Annotated in this window: 11 protein-coding genes; 4 read left to right on the top strand and 7 right to left on the bottom strand. The window is 66.3% G+C overall.

The features are described 5' to 3' along the window. Window positions 1-17 precede the first annotated feature (17 nt). The 5 genes from eda to ACQKOE_RS12385 form a co-directional block, all read right to left on the bottom strand. Window positions 18-632: a bifunctional 4-hydroxy-2-oxoglutarate aldolase/2-dehydro-3-deoxy-phosphogluconate aldolase gene (gene eda / locus ACQKOE_RS12405; RefSeq protein WP_374588699.1), complete on the bottom strand. Its 615-nt coding sequence runs from the start codon at window positions 630-632 to the stop codon at window positions 18-20. Further along, a complete protein-coding gene (glk, locus tag ACQKOE_RS12400) occupies window positions 629-1,606 on the bottom strand; it encodes a glucokinase (RefSeq protein ID WP_427513058.1) in 978 nt (325 codons plus the stop codon). Before glk ends, eda begins: the two co-directional genes overlap by 4 nt. Continuing rightward, on the bottom strand, window positions 1,603-3,417 hold the full coding sequence (gene edd / locus ACQKOE_RS12395) for a phosphogluconate dehydratase (RefSeq protein WP_427513057.1): 1,815 nt from the start codon (window positions 3,415-3,417) through the stop codon (window positions 1,603-1,605). The genes glk and edd overlap by 4 nt, the downstream gene beginning before the upstream one ends. Continuing rightward, entirely contained in the window at window positions 3,410-4,849 is a 1,440-nt protein-coding gene (gene zwf / locus ACQKOE_RS12390) for a glucose-6-phosphate dehydrogenase (protein ID WP_427513056.1), read from the bottom strand. Before zwf ends, edd begins: the two co-directional genes overlap by 8 nt. Before the next feature lie 81 nt (window positions 4,850-4,930). Then, window positions 4,931-7,276, bottom strand: a complete 2,346-nt coding sequence (locus ACQKOE_RS12385) for a putative bifunctional diguanylate cyclase/phosphodiesterase (protein ID WP_427513055.1) — start codon at window positions 7,274-7,276, stop codon at window positions 4,931-4,933. A 126-nt stretch (window positions 7,277-7,402) separates the two neighbouring features. On the opposite strand from ACQKOE_RS12385, the gene ACQKOE_RS12380 reads away from it, so the two are divergent. Then, the gene (locus ACQKOE_RS12380) at window positions 7,403-8,812 is read left to right on the top strand and encodes a M20/M25/M40 family metallo-hydrolase (RefSeq protein ID WP_427513054.1); all 1,410 of its coding nucleotides are present in this window, start codon (window positions 7,403-7,405) and stop codon (window positions 8,810-8,812) included. Here the strand turns inward: ACQKOE_RS12380 and ACQKOE_RS12375 are convergent. Further along, on the bottom strand, window positions 8,793-9,398 hold the full coding sequence (locus ACQKOE_RS12375; protein WP_427513053.1) for a TetR/AcrR family transcriptional regulator: 606 nt from the start codon (window positions 9,396-9,398) through the stop codon (window positions 8,793-8,795). The two genes, ACQKOE_RS12380 and ACQKOE_RS12375, sit on opposite strands and share 20 nt — an antisense overlap. 131 nt (window positions 9,399-9,529) lie before the next feature. Here ACQKOE_RS12375 and ACQKOE_RS12370 point away from each other — a divergent pair, with 131 nt between their 5' ends. Further along, window positions 9,530-10,717, top strand: a complete 1,188-nt coding sequence (locus ACQKOE_RS12370; RefSeq protein WP_427513052.1) for an aromatic ring-hydroxylating oxygenase subunit alpha — start codon at window positions 9,530-9,532, stop codon at window positions 10,715-10,717. A gap of 112 nt (window positions 10,718-10,829) precedes the next feature. Next, window positions 10,830-12,428 carry a phytoene desaturase family protein gene (locus ACQKOE_RS12365; RefSeq protein ID WP_427513051.1) on the top strand — a complete coding sequence of 533 codons (1,599 nt, stop codon included), beginning with the start codon at window positions 10,830-10,832 and terminating at the stop codon, window positions 12,426-12,428. Here the strand turns inward: ACQKOE_RS12365 and ACQKOE_RS12360 are convergent. Further along, window positions 12,403-13,686, bottom strand: a complete 1,284-nt coding sequence (locus ACQKOE_RS12360; RefSeq protein WP_427513050.1) for an APC family permease — start codon at window positions 13,684-13,686, stop codon at window positions 12,403-12,405. The genes ACQKOE_RS12365 and ACQKOE_RS12360 overlap by 26 nt on opposite strands. Window positions 13,687-13,782: 96 nt before the next feature. Between ACQKOE_RS12360 and ACQKOE_RS12355 the strand changes: the two genes are divergently transcribed. Then, a complete protein-coding gene (locus tag ACQKOE_RS12355; protein WP_427513049.1) occupies window positions 13,783-15,393 on the top strand; it encodes a tetratricopeptide repeat-containing sulfotransferase family protein in 1,611 nt (536 codons plus the stop codon). Window positions 15,394-15,471 lie beyond the last annotated feature (78 nt).

Genomic DNA, 15,471 nt, shown 5'->3' with positions numbered 1-15,471 from the left:
ACGAACGGAGGTTGTTGTTACTGGCCCAAACCAGCCGCAGCGCGTGCGGTTGCTTCGATAGCTGCCAGGTCCGGCGTACCCTGCGGCACGATCCACGAACCGCCGCAGCACAGGACATAGTCGAGCGCCAGCCAGTTGGGGGCACTGGCGGCGGTAATCCCGCCGGTGGGGCAGAACTTGACCATGCCGAACGGCGCGGCAATCGCCTTCAGCGCAGGAATGCCGCCATTGGCCTCGGCCGGGAAGAACTTGAAGCGGTCCAGCCCCAGGTCCAGCCCACGCATGATGTCGGACGAGGTGGCCGTGCCGGGCAGGAAGGCCGTGCCCGATGCAATCGCCGCCTTGGCGAGGCTTTCGGTGAAGCCGGGCGAAACGATGAATTCGCTGCCCGCTTCCAGCGCGTCTTCCAGCGCATGTTCGTTGAGCACGGTGCCCGCGCCGACAATCGCGCCGGGGACCTGCTTCATCTCACGGATCACTTCGAGTGCGGTCGAGGTGCGCAGGGTCACTTCCAGCACGGGCAGGCCGCCCTTGACCAGGGCTTCGGCAATCGGCGCGGCGTGGGCCACATCCTCAATGGTCAGCACGGGGATGACCGGCGCGGTGCGCATGATCTTTTCGACGGGGCTCATGACAGGTGTTCCTTGGCAAAGGCAGCCGCTGCGCCAAACAGGCCGGGCTGGGGATGGGTGATAAGCTTGACCGGCAGGCGCGCCATCAGTTCGGCAAAGCGGCCCTTGGCGGTGAAGCGGTTGGCAAAGCCGGAGCGCAGCAGCGTGTCCTTGATCCGTAGACCCAGTCCGCCCGCAATGACCACGCCGCTGGCACCTTGCGCCAGGGCAATGTCGCCCGCGAAGGAGCCGAGCGAGAGGCAGAAGCGGTCCACTGCGGCGGCGGCCAGGCTGTCCTCGCCCGACGTGCCGCGCTCCCACAGGGTGCGGTCGTCCAGTTGCTGGATCGCGCGGCCTTCCAGTGCGGCAAGGGCCTCGTAAATGTCGACCAGGCCGGGGCCGGAGACCACGCGTTCCGCCGAAACGCGGCGATAGCGCTGGCGCAGGCGGGCGAGGATCGCGTCCTCGATCGTGTCGAGCGGGGCGAATTCCACATGGCCGCCCTCGGTCGCCTGTACGCGGTAGTAACCCGCCCCGTCGCGCCAGACATGGGCCACGCCAAGGCCGGTGCCGGGGCCGACGACGGACAGGGTGCCTGATCCCGGCAGGGGCTCGTCCGGTCCCGCCAGGTGGATGAAATGTTCGGGACCGGCGCAGGCCACGGCATGACCGACCGCACCGAAATCGTTGATCACGGTATAGCGCTCTGCGCCCAGCTTTTCCGGGATCAGCGCGGGGCGGATCACCCAGGGGTTGTTGGTGAAGCGGATGATTTCCCCGCCGACCGGTCCGGCAATCGCGATGGATACGGCTTCTGGCAGGGTGCCGCCCTGCATCTCGGCGAAATGCTCCCACGCGGTCTGGAAGCTGGCATGGTCGCGGGTGTGGAGGGTGGCCGGCTCGCCCAGGCTGATGGCGCCGTCATCGGCAATGTCCGCCAAGGCGAAGCGGGCGTGGGTGCCGCCAATATCGACCGTGACGATGCGGGTGGTCACAGCCCGCCCTCCGCCAGCATCGCCGATCCGCCCTGCTCCGCGCCGTCCGCATGGCGGCGCAGCATGGCGAAGAGTTCGCGGCCCATGCCCATCTGGAATTGCGGGGCTGGGGCGGGCTGGCGGCCCGAAAGGTCGGCCAGGACTTCCAGCGTGCCGGTGTGGCCGCAGAGCCGCACCACGTCGCCATCCTGCACCAGGGCGAGCGGACCGCCGCCGAGCGCTTCGGGCGTGACGTGGATCGCGGCGGGGACCTTGCCGCTCGCCCCGCTCATCCGGCCATCGGTGACCAGCGCGACCTTGAAGCCCTTGTCCTGCAAGACGCCCAGCGGCGGGGTCAGCTTGTGGAGTTCGGGCATCCCGTTGGCGCGCGGTCCCTGGAAGCGGACCACGACGACCACATCACGGTCCAGTTCGCCCGCCTTGAACGCGGCCTGCACGCCTTCCTGGCTGTCAAAGACGCGGGCCGGGGCCTCAATGGTCCAGCGCTCGCGGTCGACCGCGCTGGTCTTGAATGTCCCGCGCCCGAGGTTGCCGGTGACAAGCCGCATCCCGCCATCGGGCTGGAACGGCGCGGTGGCTGGGGCAAGAATGTCCGGATCGCCGCTTTGCGCTGGGGCGGGGCGCCAGGTCAGCGCCTCCCCGTCCAGCACGGGCTCCTCGGCATAGGCGCGCATCCCGCCTTCGGTCACGGTCAGCACGTCGGCATGGGCGAGGCCCGCATCCAGCAGTTCGCGGGTGACGAAGCCGATCCCGCCGGCGGCGTGGAAGTGGTTCACGTCAGCCGCGCCATTGGGATATACCCGCGCGATCAGCGGCACGGCGGCGGACAGTTCATCCAGGTCCTGCCAGTCGAGCACGATGCCAGCCGCGCGGGCCATGGCGGGCAAGTGGATGGCGTGGTTGGTGGAGCCGCCGGTGGCGAGCAGGCCGACGCAGGCGTTGACGATGGCCTTTTCGTCCACCACCCGGCCCATCGGGCGATAGTCGGCGCTTTCGCGGCCAATCTCGGCAAGGCGGTGCACGGCCTTGCGGGTCAGGGCGGAGCGCAGCGGCGTGTTGGGAGGCACGAATGCGGCACCGGGGATGTGAAGCCCCATCAGCTCCATCATCATCTGGTTGGAATTGGCCGTGCCATAGAAGGTGCAGGTACCCGGCGAGTGATAGCTGGCGCTTTCGCTTTCCAGGAGGTCGGCGCGGGTGGCCTTGCCCTCGGCATAGAGCTGGCGGACCTTCTGCTTGTCCTTGTTGGCGAGGCCCGATGGCATCGGCCCGCCTGGCACGAAGATCGCGGGCAAGTGCCCGAACCGCAGCGCGCCGATCACCAATCCCGGCACGATCTTGTCGCAGATGCCCAGCAGGGCCATGCCGTCGAACATAGCGTGGCTCATCGCGACGGCGGTGGACAGGGCAATGACGTCGCGGCTGAACAGCGACAGTTCCATGCCGTCCTGCCCCTGGGTCACGCCGTCGCACATGGCCGGAACACCGCCCGCCACCTGCGCGGTCGCGCCGACTTCGCGGGCGTAAAGCTTCATCGCTTCGGGGTAGCGGCCATAGGGCTGATGGGCCGAAAGCATGTCGTTATAGGCGGTGACGATAGCCAGGTTGGCCCCGCGCCCGCTTTTGATCGCGGCCTTGTCATCCAGCGCGGCGGCAAAGCCGTGGGCGAGGTTTGAGCAGGACAGGGCGTTGCGATTCGGAAAGCGCTCCGCCTCGCGGTCCATCAGCTCCAGATAGCGGCGGCGGCTGTCTTTGGACCGGTCGATGATCCGCGCGGTCACACGCTCGACAGCGGGGTGCAGGTTACTCATGCCAGTGGACTCCATCGCGTTCGGTCAGGGCAATGGCCGAACTCGGTCCCCACGATCCGGCGGTATAGGTTTTCGGGCGCACGCCGTGGCTGGTCCAGCTGGCGCGGATCGCGTCGATCCAGTCCCACTGGGCCTCCACCTCGTCACGGCGGACGAACAGGGTCTGGTCGCCCTCGATCAGGTCCAACAGCAGGCGTTCATAGGCGATGCGCTTGTTCGGTCCGGCGAAGGCATCGGCCATGGCAATGTCCAGCGGCACTTCGCGCAGGCGGATGCCCTCGCGGTCCAGGCCCGGCACCTTGGCCATCAGCGACAGGGTGATGTTTTCTTCCGGCTGGATCCCGATCACCAGCCGGTTGGGCACGGTCAGCGCCCCCTTTCCGGCAAAGATCGAGTGCGGCACGTGGCGGAACTGGACGACGATTTCGGTCTTGCGTTCGGGCAGGCGCTTGCCGGTGCGCAGATAGAACGGCACGCCCTTCCACCGCCAGTTGTCCAGATGCGCCTTGATCGCAACGAAGGTTTCGGTGTCGCTGTCCTGGCCCAGTTCCTCGTCATAGCCGGGGACGGGCTGGCCGCCGATGGCTCCGGCGCGGTACTGGCCGGTGACCGTTTCGTCCGGCGCGACCAGGCGCAGGGCGCGCAGCACTTTCACCTTTTCGTCGCGGATCGCGGTCGCATCGTAATTGGCGGGCGGCTCCATCGCAACGAGGGCCAGCAATTGCAGCATATGGTTCTGCACCATGTCGCGCAATGCGCCGGCACCGTCATAAAAGCTGACGCGCCCTTCCAGGCCGACCGTTTCCGCCACGGTGATCTGAACGTGGTCGATATGCGCCGCGTTCCACAGCGGTTCGAACAGGATGTTGGCAAAGCGCAGGGCGAGCAGGTTCTGGACCGTTTCCTTGCCCAGGTAGTGGTCAATGCGGAAGGTGCGGTCTTCCGGAAAGGCGCGGGCCACGGCGTCGTTGATCTCGCGGCTCGATTCCAGGCAAGTGCCGAGCGGCTTTTCCAGCCCGATCCGCACGTTCTCACCCGCCAGGCCGCCAGCGGTCAGGCCGGCAATGGTCGGCTCGAACAGGCTGGGTGCGGTGGACAGGAAGATGGCGAGGCCGTGACCAGGCGTGCCCACCTTGTGCGCCAGGGCTTCGTATCCGGCCATGTCGTTGGCGTCGAGCGGCTGGTAGGACAAGCGGTTCAGGAAAGTCGCCATGCCGCCGCGGCGGTCGGCGGGCATGAACTTTTCCAGCGCTTCGCGCGCGAAGTTGCGAAAGCTGGCATCGTCGAGCGGCTGGCGCGCGGTGCCCACGATCCGAAGATCCTCGGCCACCAGCTTGTCCGCATGAAGCGCGCAAAGCGAGGGCAGCAACATGCGCTGCGCCAGGTCGCCGGTTGCGCCGAACAGCAGCAAACGGTCTGCGGTAAAGCTCATGTCGTTCCCATCCTCTCGCACTTGCGGGAGAGGCCGGGTTAGCAGCGCGCTTGCCCCCGCGCCAGAGCGGCAGGGGCCGGTTCAGGCCCGCTTTCGGGCTGAATACGTCTGCGTTTGCGCCGGTTTGCGCCGTTTCGCAGGCGTGGCCATGCGCGGGTGGTAGTCCTCGCTGGGCAGGGCCTTGCCGAACAGCCAGCCCTGAACCATGCGGCAACCATCATGGCGCAGCTGCTCCAGCTGGACCCGCTCTTCTACCCCTTCTGCCAGGGTGCACATGCCCAGCTGGTTGGCCAGCGCGATCACCGCGCCGACAATCGCGCGCGATTCCTCACGCGTGGCAAGATCGGAAACGAAGCTGCGGTCGATCTTGATCTTGTCGAAGGGGAAAGTGAGCAGATAGTTGAGCGAGGCATGGCCGGTGCCGAAATCGTCCAGCGCGATTTTCACGCCGAGCGACTGAAGGCGCTTCAACACGTCCAGGTTGGCCTGCGAATTTTCCAGCAGCACGCTTTCGGTGATTTCAAACTCGACCCGGCCCGGGGCCACCCCGCTTTCGGCCAGGGCGCTGACCACCAGTTGCAACAGGCCCGCGCTCTGGATCTGGACCGGTGAGAGGTTGATGGCGATGGTTTCCCCGTCCTGCCACCGCGCGGCCTCGTGCAGGGCGGTGCGGATCACCCATTCGCCAATCGGGACGATCAGGCCGGTTTCCTCGGCAATCGGGATGAAGCGGTCGGGCGATACCAGGCCGCGTTCCGGGTGCTGGCAGCGCAGCAGGGCTTCATAGCCGGTCCTGGCTTCGCTGCTGGCATCGACCAGCGGCTGGAGGAACAGGCGCAGTTCGCCCCGCGCCACGGCATGGCGCAGGTCGCGCGCCAGGGCGTGGCGTTCGTGCAGCTGGGCATCCATGTCCGGTTCGAACATCTCCCAGTCGCCGCGCCCCCTCTGCTTGGCCGCATGCAGCGCCATGTCGGCATAGGAAACCAGCTGTTCCTTGCTCCCGGCGTGGAACGGCGCAAGGGCAATGCCGATGCTGGCGCCGCTGTGCAGTTCGTACCGGTCGATCTGGAACGGGTCTGCCATTGCGGCGAGCAGGCATCCGGCCAGGCGCACGGCATGGTCCGGTGCATCGTCTCCGCTGACCACGATGGCGAATTCATCCCCGCCCAGCCGCGCGATCAGGGGGTGGCTGCCGCCCAGGCCAGAGGTCTGAACGCAGTCGGTCAGGCGCTGGCCCAGCGCGCAAAGGAATGCGTCGCCCACCGGGTGGCCGTGCATGTCGTTGATCGACTTGAAATGGTCCACGTCGAGCAGCAACAGCGCGATATGTTCCCCCCGCTTGCGGGTGGAGACCAGACTTTCCAGCCCGCTGTCGAACAGGGTGCGGTTGGGCAGGCCGGTCAGGGTATCGAAATGCGCCATGTGCTGGGCGCGGTGTTCGGCGTGGCGGCGCTCGGTAATGTCGGAAATGACCCCGCGATAGACCACCCCTTCGCCAAGGTGGCAGGGCCGCCCGCTGATCGACCACCAGCGTGCCTCTCCCTCCACCGGATTGCCCAGCGCGACGATCACGGAGCGGATCGGTCGCCGTTCGACAATCGCGCTGGACAGGGCGCTGCGGGCTCCATCGGCTGCGAACAGAGAGAGGAATTCCGTCCCTTCCAGCTGCTCGGCCGGTTGCCCTGCGGCCGAGGCAAAGCGCTTGCAGGCGCCGACGATCCGCCTTTGGCTGTCCAGTTCGAACAGCCAGTCCGACCCGCTTTCCTGATACTCGTTGAGCAGCAGCTTGACCGTTCGGGTGGTCGCGGCCAGTTCGCGGTCGGACAGGATGCGGGTAACGAACAGGTCGCGCGCCATGAAGGTCATGCGGATCAGCAGGCCGCTGGCGACCAGCACCACCACGATCGCGGCCAGCTCGTCAAATTCGCCCAGTTGCGCCAGGCCGATGATCAGGCCCGATGCCTGGGCGGCGATGAAGATCACGGCGGAGCGGACCAGGGTCCGCATGGTATAGGCCGCAGCGGCGATCTGGGCGACGCCGCTGGTCGCCAGCAGCAATTGGTCGCCATGCGAGACCTGCGCGAAGAACAGGGCGCAGGCGATGCCCATGGTCAGGCCCAGCCACAGCGAGCTGAGCGCATAGGCGTTCATGATCTTGGCCGAACGCCGCTGGCGCCGCCCGCGCGCGATTCCCTCTGCCAGCCACAGCCGGTGCAGGCTGGCCATCACGATCATGCAGGCAAACAGGCCGAGCAACCAGTTCTCGACTTCTCCGGCCAGGGCCAGGCAGATCGCCGCCGCGTTGAGCAGGCAGCCCACCACCATGATTCGGACAATGCGGACGTGGGCGTTGATGAGCCGGTTATCGACCCATTCCCGCAGTTCGGCGGGTATGGCAGTGCGCAGCACCGCATGCTTGCTGACCATTCCCGTCCCCTTTGGGGCGTTGACCCGTAAGTATCTAGTAGAATTGAGAAGTTAAGAAATGGCTAGGTCGGCTCTCGCGCTATCGACCCGGCATGGGCTAGAGCTTGGCAAACAGGAGATTCGTCGATGCGTCACGCCACTGCTTTGATTGCCCTTGCCATTGCCACCACCGGAGCCGTGCCGCTCCACGCCAAGCCGGCCGCGCTGCCCAGCCATCCGGCGGCGGAGGCGCAAGTGCTCGATCTGGCCAAGCGCCTGATTGCCCTGCGCTCGGTGCGGGGGGAGAACAACGAAACCGGCAAGGCGCTGGCGGTGATCAAGGATGCTCTGGTCGCAGGCGGCTGGCAGGCTGCGGATGTGGAGATCGTGCCGGTTGACGATACCGCCTACCTGATCGCCACCTGGCAGGGCAGCGACCCCAGCCTGAAGCCGCTGGTCATTTCCGGCCACATGGACGTGGTCGAGGCTGATCCCAAGGACTGGACCCGCGATCCCTTCACCCCGGTGGTCGAGGACGGGATCCTGTACGGGCGCGGCGCCAGCGACATGAAGTTCGATGCAGCCCTGTCCACCTCCACCCTGATCGAAATGCGCCGCCAGGGCTACAAGCCCAAGCGGACCATCGTGCTCCAGTTCTCCGGTGACGAGGAAACCACGATGAAGACCAGCCGGATCATTGCCGAGCGGCTGAAGAACGCCGAACTGGTCATCAATGTCGATGGCGGCGGCGGCACGCTCGACGAAGCGACGGGCAAGCCGCTCTACTGGACCTGGCAGGGCGCGGAAAAGAGCTATGTCGACTATCAGGTCGAAGTGACCAATCCGGGCGGGCACAGCTCGGCCCCGCGTCCGGTCAATGCCATCGTCCAGATGGCCCAGGCGCTGGAGAAGATCGGAGCCTATCGCTTCCAGGCAGAGCTGAACGCAGTCACCAAGTCCTATTTCGTGAACGCCGCGCAGTTTGAAACCGATCCCAAGCTGGCCGCCGCGATGCGCGCCTTTGCCGCCAATCCGGCGGACGAGGCGGCACTGGCCACGCTGCGCGCCAATCCGGCCTATGTCGGCAAGGTCGGGACGACCTGCGTGCCGACCATGATCCATGGTGGCCATGCCCAGAACGCCCTGCCGCAGCGCGTGACGGCCAATATCAACTGCCGCGTCTTCCCCGGCCACAGCCGCGAAGCCATCCGCGACGAGCTGGCCAAGGTGGCCGGCAACGAAGTGACGATCACCGACGTTTCGGGCGGCGATACCACCATGTCCCCGGCATCGCCGATGCGCGGCGACTTCGTGGGCGCGGTCGATAAGGCGATGAAGCGGGTCTATCCCGGCGTTCCATTGTTCCCCAGCCAATCGTCCGGCGCGACCGATTCGATGTGGTACCGCGCGCTGGGCGTGCCCAGCTATGCCGCCAGCCCGACCTTCAGCAAGGATTCGGAAGACTTCGCCCACGGCCTGAACGAGCGGGTGCGCCTGTCCAACATTCGCCCCGGGCTGAACTATTACATGATCCTGTTCAGCGAACTGTCGAAATAAGCGCGGCCAGGCCGCTGCGCGCAATCGCGGCGGCCTCGCCCTCGGCAAAGGTCCGGGGGGACAGGCACAGTTCCAGCCACAGCCCGTCGACCAGCGCAGTCGCGGCAATGGCAGTGGTGCGCAGGGCGGGCGCGGGAACGCCGTTCTCCGCCAGCAGCATTTCCAGCCCGGTGCGGAACCGGCCATACTGCTCATCGTGCAGACCCGCGATTTCGGGCCGGGCGCGGACCAGGCTCCAGAACGCGATCCAGGTGGAAAGCAGGTCGCTATCCGCAATCGGCGGCAGCAGGCTGGCGCTGACATAGGCGTCCAGCCGCGCGCGCGGTTCCGGCCCCGCTGCGGCGACAGCATGATCCAGAGCCGCCGCCACTCGGGTTTCAACTTGGGCATAGGTCGCCGCGACCAGCGCATCCACGCCGCCGAAATAGTGCCCGATCAGACCGGGCGAAACGCCTGCTTCCGACGCAATCGCCCGCACGCTGGCCCCGGCAGCACCTTCGCGCGCCAGGACGCGGGCGCAGGCTTCGACCAGGCTGGCGCGGCGGGCATCCGGGTCTTCGCGGCGGAATGGGGCTTTGTTCTTCACTTGCGGCATCCCCGGACGGGTTCGACAGGCTCAGCCTGAGCGGGGTGAAGGTCCGCTCCGCCTTAGCTTGTCGAAGGCTCTAACGATTGTTATACGATCGTTCAACAAGCCGATCAAGGATTCGCGCAGCCATGACCAAGCTCGACCATGCCTTTGCCGAAATCGCCAGCGCGGACGTCGATCCCGATGCCGATTTCAGCCTGCCGGGCTGGATCTATCACGACCGCGAATTCTTCGATCTGGAAATGGAGCGGGTCATCCGTCCCAGCTGGCAGATCGTCTGCCATGTCAGCGAAGTGGCCGAGCCGGGCGACTACCGCACGATCGACTATCTGGGCGAAAGCGTGATCGTGATCCGGGGCGACGATGGCGAAGTGCGCGCCTTCACCAACGTCTGCCGCCACCGCGCGATGCGCCTGGTCGAAGGCCCGGCGGGCTGCGCGAAAAAGCTCGTCTGCCCCTATCACGCCTGGACGTTCGAGAGCGACGGGCGCCTGTCCGGCGTGCCGATGAAGTCGGAATATCCCGCGCTGAAGCTGGAAGTGAACGGGCTGGTTCCGGTCGCGCTGGAAGTGTGGCACGGCTTTATCTTCGTGCGGCTGACCGATGCCGGTTTCCCCAGCGTGGGCGAAATGATGGCTCCGTTCGAGGATGAAGTCGCGCAGTACCGGTTCGAGGACATGCGCCCGATGGGCGAAGTGCGCTATCGGCCGCGCGGGGTGAACTGGAAGAACGTGGGCGACAATTATTCCGATAACCTGCACATTCCGGTCGCCCATGGCGGGCTGACGCGGCTGGTGGGCAAGACCTACCGGATCGAGGCGCATGGCTGGGCCGACCGGCTCTATGGCGACGTGGTGAAGGGCGACAAGCAGAACTTCTGGGAGAAGTTCTATCGCACCCACATGCCGCGCGTCGATCACTTGCCGGAAGAGGCGCATGGCCGCTGGCTCTATTACAAGCTGTGGCCGAACATGGCGTTCGACATCTATGCCGACCAGATCGACTTCATGCAGTGGCTGCCGATTTCGCCGACCGAATGCCTGCTGCGCGAAGTGGCCTATTGCCTGCCCGACAGCCGCCGCGAAATGAAGCTGGTGCGCTATGCCAACTGGCGCATCAACCGCGTGGTCAATGCCGAGGACACTTGGCTGATCAGCCGCGTCCAGCAGGGGATGCAAAGCCGCACCTATGGCACTGGCCCGATTGGCAAGAGCGAGGTCTGCCTGCGCAGCTTCGCCAAGAAGATCCGCGCGCTCATTCCGGAAGCCCGCCAGCCGTTCCCGCCCGCACCGGGCTGGAGCCAGGGCCAAAGATAAATTTGATCCGTCACCCCGGACTTGATCCGGGGTCCCGCTTCCCCACGGCAGCGGAAGTAAAAGCTGGACCCCGGATCAGGTCCGGGGTGACGATGAAGGGAGAATTTGCGAAGTGACCAAGACCTATGACGCCATCATCATCGGCGGCGGGCACAATGGCCTGACCTGCGCGTTCTACCTGGCCAAGGCCGGAATGCGGGTGCGCGTGCTGGAACGCCGCCACGTGGTTGGCGGAGCCGCCGTGACCGAGGAATTCCACCCCGGTTTCCGCAATTCCACCGCCAGCTACACCGTCAGCCTGCTGCGTCCGCAGGTCATCAACGACATGCGCCTGCATGACTATGGCTACCGAGTGGTGGAACGGCAGGTCTCCAACTTCTTTCCCTTCGCAGACGACTACGTGAAGCTGGGCGGCGGACCGGGCCGGACCGAGGCGGAGTTTGCCCGCTTTTCCAAGGCCGATGCTGCCTCCTATCCGAAGTATGACGCCGCGCTGGAAAAGGTGGCGGGGGTGCTGCGCGATCTCGCCTTGCAGATTCCGCCCAATGTCGGCGGCGGGCTGTCCTCGCTGATCGCGGCCGCCAAGCAGGGCTGGCCGATGGCGCAGATGGACCTGAACGTGCAGCGCGACCTGCTGGACATTTTCACCAAGTCGGCGCGCGACTTCCTCGATGGCTGGTTCGAGCATGACTATGTGAAGACCGCCTTTGCCTTTGACGCGGTGGTCGGCAACTTCGCGGGCGTGTCCACGCCGGGTTCGGCCTATGTCCTGCTGCATCACGTGTTTGGCGAAGTGAACGGCAAGCTGGGTGCCTGGGGCCACGCCATCGGCGGCATGGGCGCAATCACCCAGGCCATGGCCCGCGCCTGCGAGGATGCGGGCGTGGAGATCAGCCTGGAGGCTCCGGTTGCCCAGGTGCTGGTCGATGGCGGCAAGGTGCGCGGGGTAAAGCTTGAAAGCGGCGAGGAACTGGCCGCTGCAATCGTGGCGTCCAACGCCGGGCCAGCGCTGCTCTATCGCCAGCTGGTCGACCAGAGCGACCTGGACGATGACTTCAAGCGCCGGATCAAGGGCTACAAGACCTGTTCCGGCACTTTCCGCATGAACGTGGCCCTGTCCGAACTGCCGGACTTCACCGTTCTGCCGGGCAAGCAGCAGGCCGAACACCATACCGCCGGGATCATCATCGCGCCGGGCATGGACTACATGGACCGCGCCTTCACCGACGCGCAGCAGCATGGCTGGTCGAAGAAGCCGATTGTCGAAATCACCATCCCCAGCACGGTGGACGACAGCCTGGCCCCGCCGGGATGCCATGTCGCTTCGCTGTTCTGCCAGCAGTTCGATCCCAAGGTCGATTGGGACCAGCACCGCGAAAGCGTGGCCGACCTGATCATCGAGACGGTCAACGACCATGCGCCCAATTTCAAGGGCAGCGTGATCGCGCGGCAGATCCACTCGCCGCTGGACCTTGAACGCAAGTTCGGCCTGATCGGCGGGGATATCATGCACGGCACCATGGGGCTGGACCAGCTGTGGGCGGCGCGCCCGGTGCTGGGGCATGGCGACTATCGCGGGCCGATCAAGGGCCTCTACATGTGCGGCGCGGGCACCCACCCCGGCGGCGGTGTGACCGGCGCGCCCGGCCACAATGCCGCCCAGGCGATCCTGGCAGACCGGCCCTTTATCCGGAAACTGCTGCGGAGCTGAACCGCCGGGTGGCGTAATAGAGCGGGAGGCCCAGCAGGATCAGCACGATCCCCAGGCCGCCCGCTTCGATCCCCGCGCCGTAGAGTACCCACAGCGAGAACAGGATGCTGATCGCCGCCCACGCGCGGCTGCGGCGCAGCATCAGCGCGGAGAGCGCGACGCCGATATAGATCCAGATCGCCGCCGCCGTGGTCAGGCGCAGCATGAAGTCCAGCAGGTGCGCGCCGACCCCGGTTGCGCCGCCGACCATCAGCACCGCCGAAAGCACGCTGCCCAGCACCATGGGCCGTACGGCCACGTCATGGCGGTTGGTCGGCGCGGCCCAGGCCGGCATCATCCCGCCGCGCACGGCGGTCAGCGGCAGCTCCCCCTGAAGCAGGACGGCGCTGTTGACATAACCGATGCCGGACACGGCGGTGAGCAGCGCAATGAACACGCCCGCGCCGCTGCCCCAGAACCGCTCGACAAACAGCGAGAGCGGGGCGGGCGAAGCGGCCAGTTCCTCGGCAGGCAGGGCCAGCACGATCCCCATGCAGACCACGATGTAGAGCAGGGTGGTCGTGGCCAGGCCGATCAGGGTTGCTCGCACCACATTGCGCGCCGGGTCCTGCACGCGCTCTGTCACCATGCTGGCCGTTTCGAAGCTGAGGATCGCGAAGAAGGCCAGGGTCAGGGCCGGGGTCAGGCTGGCGGCAGCAAAGGGCTGGTGCGCGTGCTCGGTAAATTCGCCGCCGCCCTCGAATAGCAGGCTGGCCAGAATTGCCACGACTGCGGCCAGCGGGATCAGCTTGAGCAGGGTGGTCACGATCTGGAACCGCCCCGCCGCCCGCGCGCCGCGCAGGTTGAGCAGGGTCAGCAGCGACACGATCACCACGCCGCCCATGGCCAGCCGCAGCGGCGTGGTTCCCAGCGGCGTCCACAGGGTGGACAGGTAACTCGCCGCCGTGGTCGCCACCACGGCCGTCGCGCACCACAGGCTGACCCAATAGGACCAGCCGAGCAGCACCCCCGGCATCGGCCCCAGCACTTCGCCGCAAATGGCGATGAGGCCGGGTTCCTGCGGCATGGCGCGGGTCAGGTCGGCGATCACCATCGCAATCGCCATGGCGCCAAGTCCGGCCGCGATCCAGGCGGCGAGACCAGTCCAGCCGAAGGGCGCAAGCTGCCCGGGCAGGACGAAGATCCCCGCCCCGATCATCGACCCGACGACCAGCGCAGCGGCAGTCCAGATTCCGAACGGTCGCCGCTCGTCGCTCATCGCCAATCTCCCTTGGGACGGAGTTGAGCATAAAGCGGCGGCGGCGCCAACAGTCTTGCTCTGGCGCTGTCTGTGCAAATCGGTTTAGGACAGGGCATGGCAACCGTTACCGACCAGTCCTGGCTTGCGCGCATGGGGCAATATCATCCCCGGCTGATCGAAGCGGCCATGGCGATGAACCAGGGCGACATTCCCCGCGCCGAGCATTTCCTGCGCAGCCACCTGAAGGAAAACCCCTTTGAAGTCGCCGCGATCCGGATGCTGGCCGAAGTCGCGGGGCGGATCGGGCGCTATCGCGATTCCGAAAAGCTGCTGCGCCGCGCGCTGGAGCTGTCGCCCGCCTTTACCGCCGCGCGGGCGAACCTGGCCCTGGTCCTCTACCGCCAGAACCGCGCGGACGAGGCGATTGCCGAACTGGATCGGGTCCTGGCCGAAGAGCCGGACAATCCCGGCTTCGCCAATCTGAAAGCCGCCGCCTTTGGCCGGATCGGCGAATTCGAAGGCGCGATCACGCTGTACGAGCAGGTCCTGGCCGCCGCCCCCAACCAGCCGCGCGTGTGGATGAGCTTTGGCCATATGCTCAAGACGGTCGGGCGGCTGGAGGACGGCATTGCCGCCTATCGCAAGGCGATCGAGCTGATGCCGACGCTGGGCGAGGTCTGGTGGAGCCTGGCCAATCTGAAGACGGTGAAGTTCACCGACGCCGACATCGCGGCGATGCGCGATGCGCTGGCGGGCGGCGAAGTGGCGACGGAAGACCGCTTCCACCTCGACTTCGCGCTGGGCAAGGCGCTGGAGGACCGGGGCGAGGTGGCGCAGTCCTTTGCCCATTACGCAGCGGGCAATGCCCTGCGGCGCGCGCAACTGGACTATGATCCGGGTGAGATCGAAGGGCTGGTCGACCAGCTGATTGCCCTCGCCACGCCGGAGTTCTTTGCCGAGCGGGCCGGGCAGGGCTGCGATGCGCGCGATCCGATCTTCGTCCTGGGAATGCCGCGCGCGGGATCGACCCTGGTCGAGCAGATCCTGGCCAGCCATTCGCTGATCGAGGGGACCACCGAACTGCCGGACATGCCGGCGCTCGCCCGGATGGACGGGCGCTTTCCGCTCAACTTGCCGGACCTGACGGCAGAGCAGATGGCGCGGCAGGGTGAGGAGTTCCTGCGCCGCAGCCGGATCCAGCGCAAGACCGACCGGCCCTTCTTCATCGACAAGCTGCCGAACAACTGGCTGTACGTCCCCTATATCCGGCTGATCCTGCCCAACGCGAAGATCATCGACGCGCGGCGCCATCCGCTGGGTTGCTGCTTCTCCAACTTCAAGCAGCACTTCGCCAAGGGACAGGCGTTCAGTTACAGCCTGGAGGACATGGGCCGCTATTACCGCGATTACGTGCGGCTGATGGCCCATCTCGACCGGGTCCAGCCGGGGGCGGTGCACCGCGTTGTCTATGAACGCATGGTTGACGATACTGAAGCCGAAGTGCGCGCGCTGCTGGACTATTGCGGGGTGGAATTCGAAGCGGCCTGCCTTGCTTTCCACCAGACCGAGCGCGCGATCCGTACGCCGAGTTCGGAGCAGGTGCGCCAGCCGATCTTCCGCGACGGGACCGAGGCGTGGAAGCCCTATGCCGAATATCTCGGGCCGCTGCGCGCGGCTCTGGGCGAGGTTCTGGAGTGTTATCCGCAGGCCCCGGCGGCGTGGTAAATCTGTCACGGCGATGACAGATTGCGCAATGATGTGAAACACAAGCTTGACGGCGCGGCTCCATGGAATCACTTTCGC

It is taken from the genome of Novosphingobium sp. NPDC080210 (assembly GCF_050281025.1).
Taxonomy (GTDB): domain Bacteria; phylum Pseudomonadota; class Alphaproteobacteria; order Sphingomonadales; family Sphingomonadaceae; genus Novosphingobium.
This window is presented reverse-complemented; position numbering and strand designations above follow the sequence as displayed.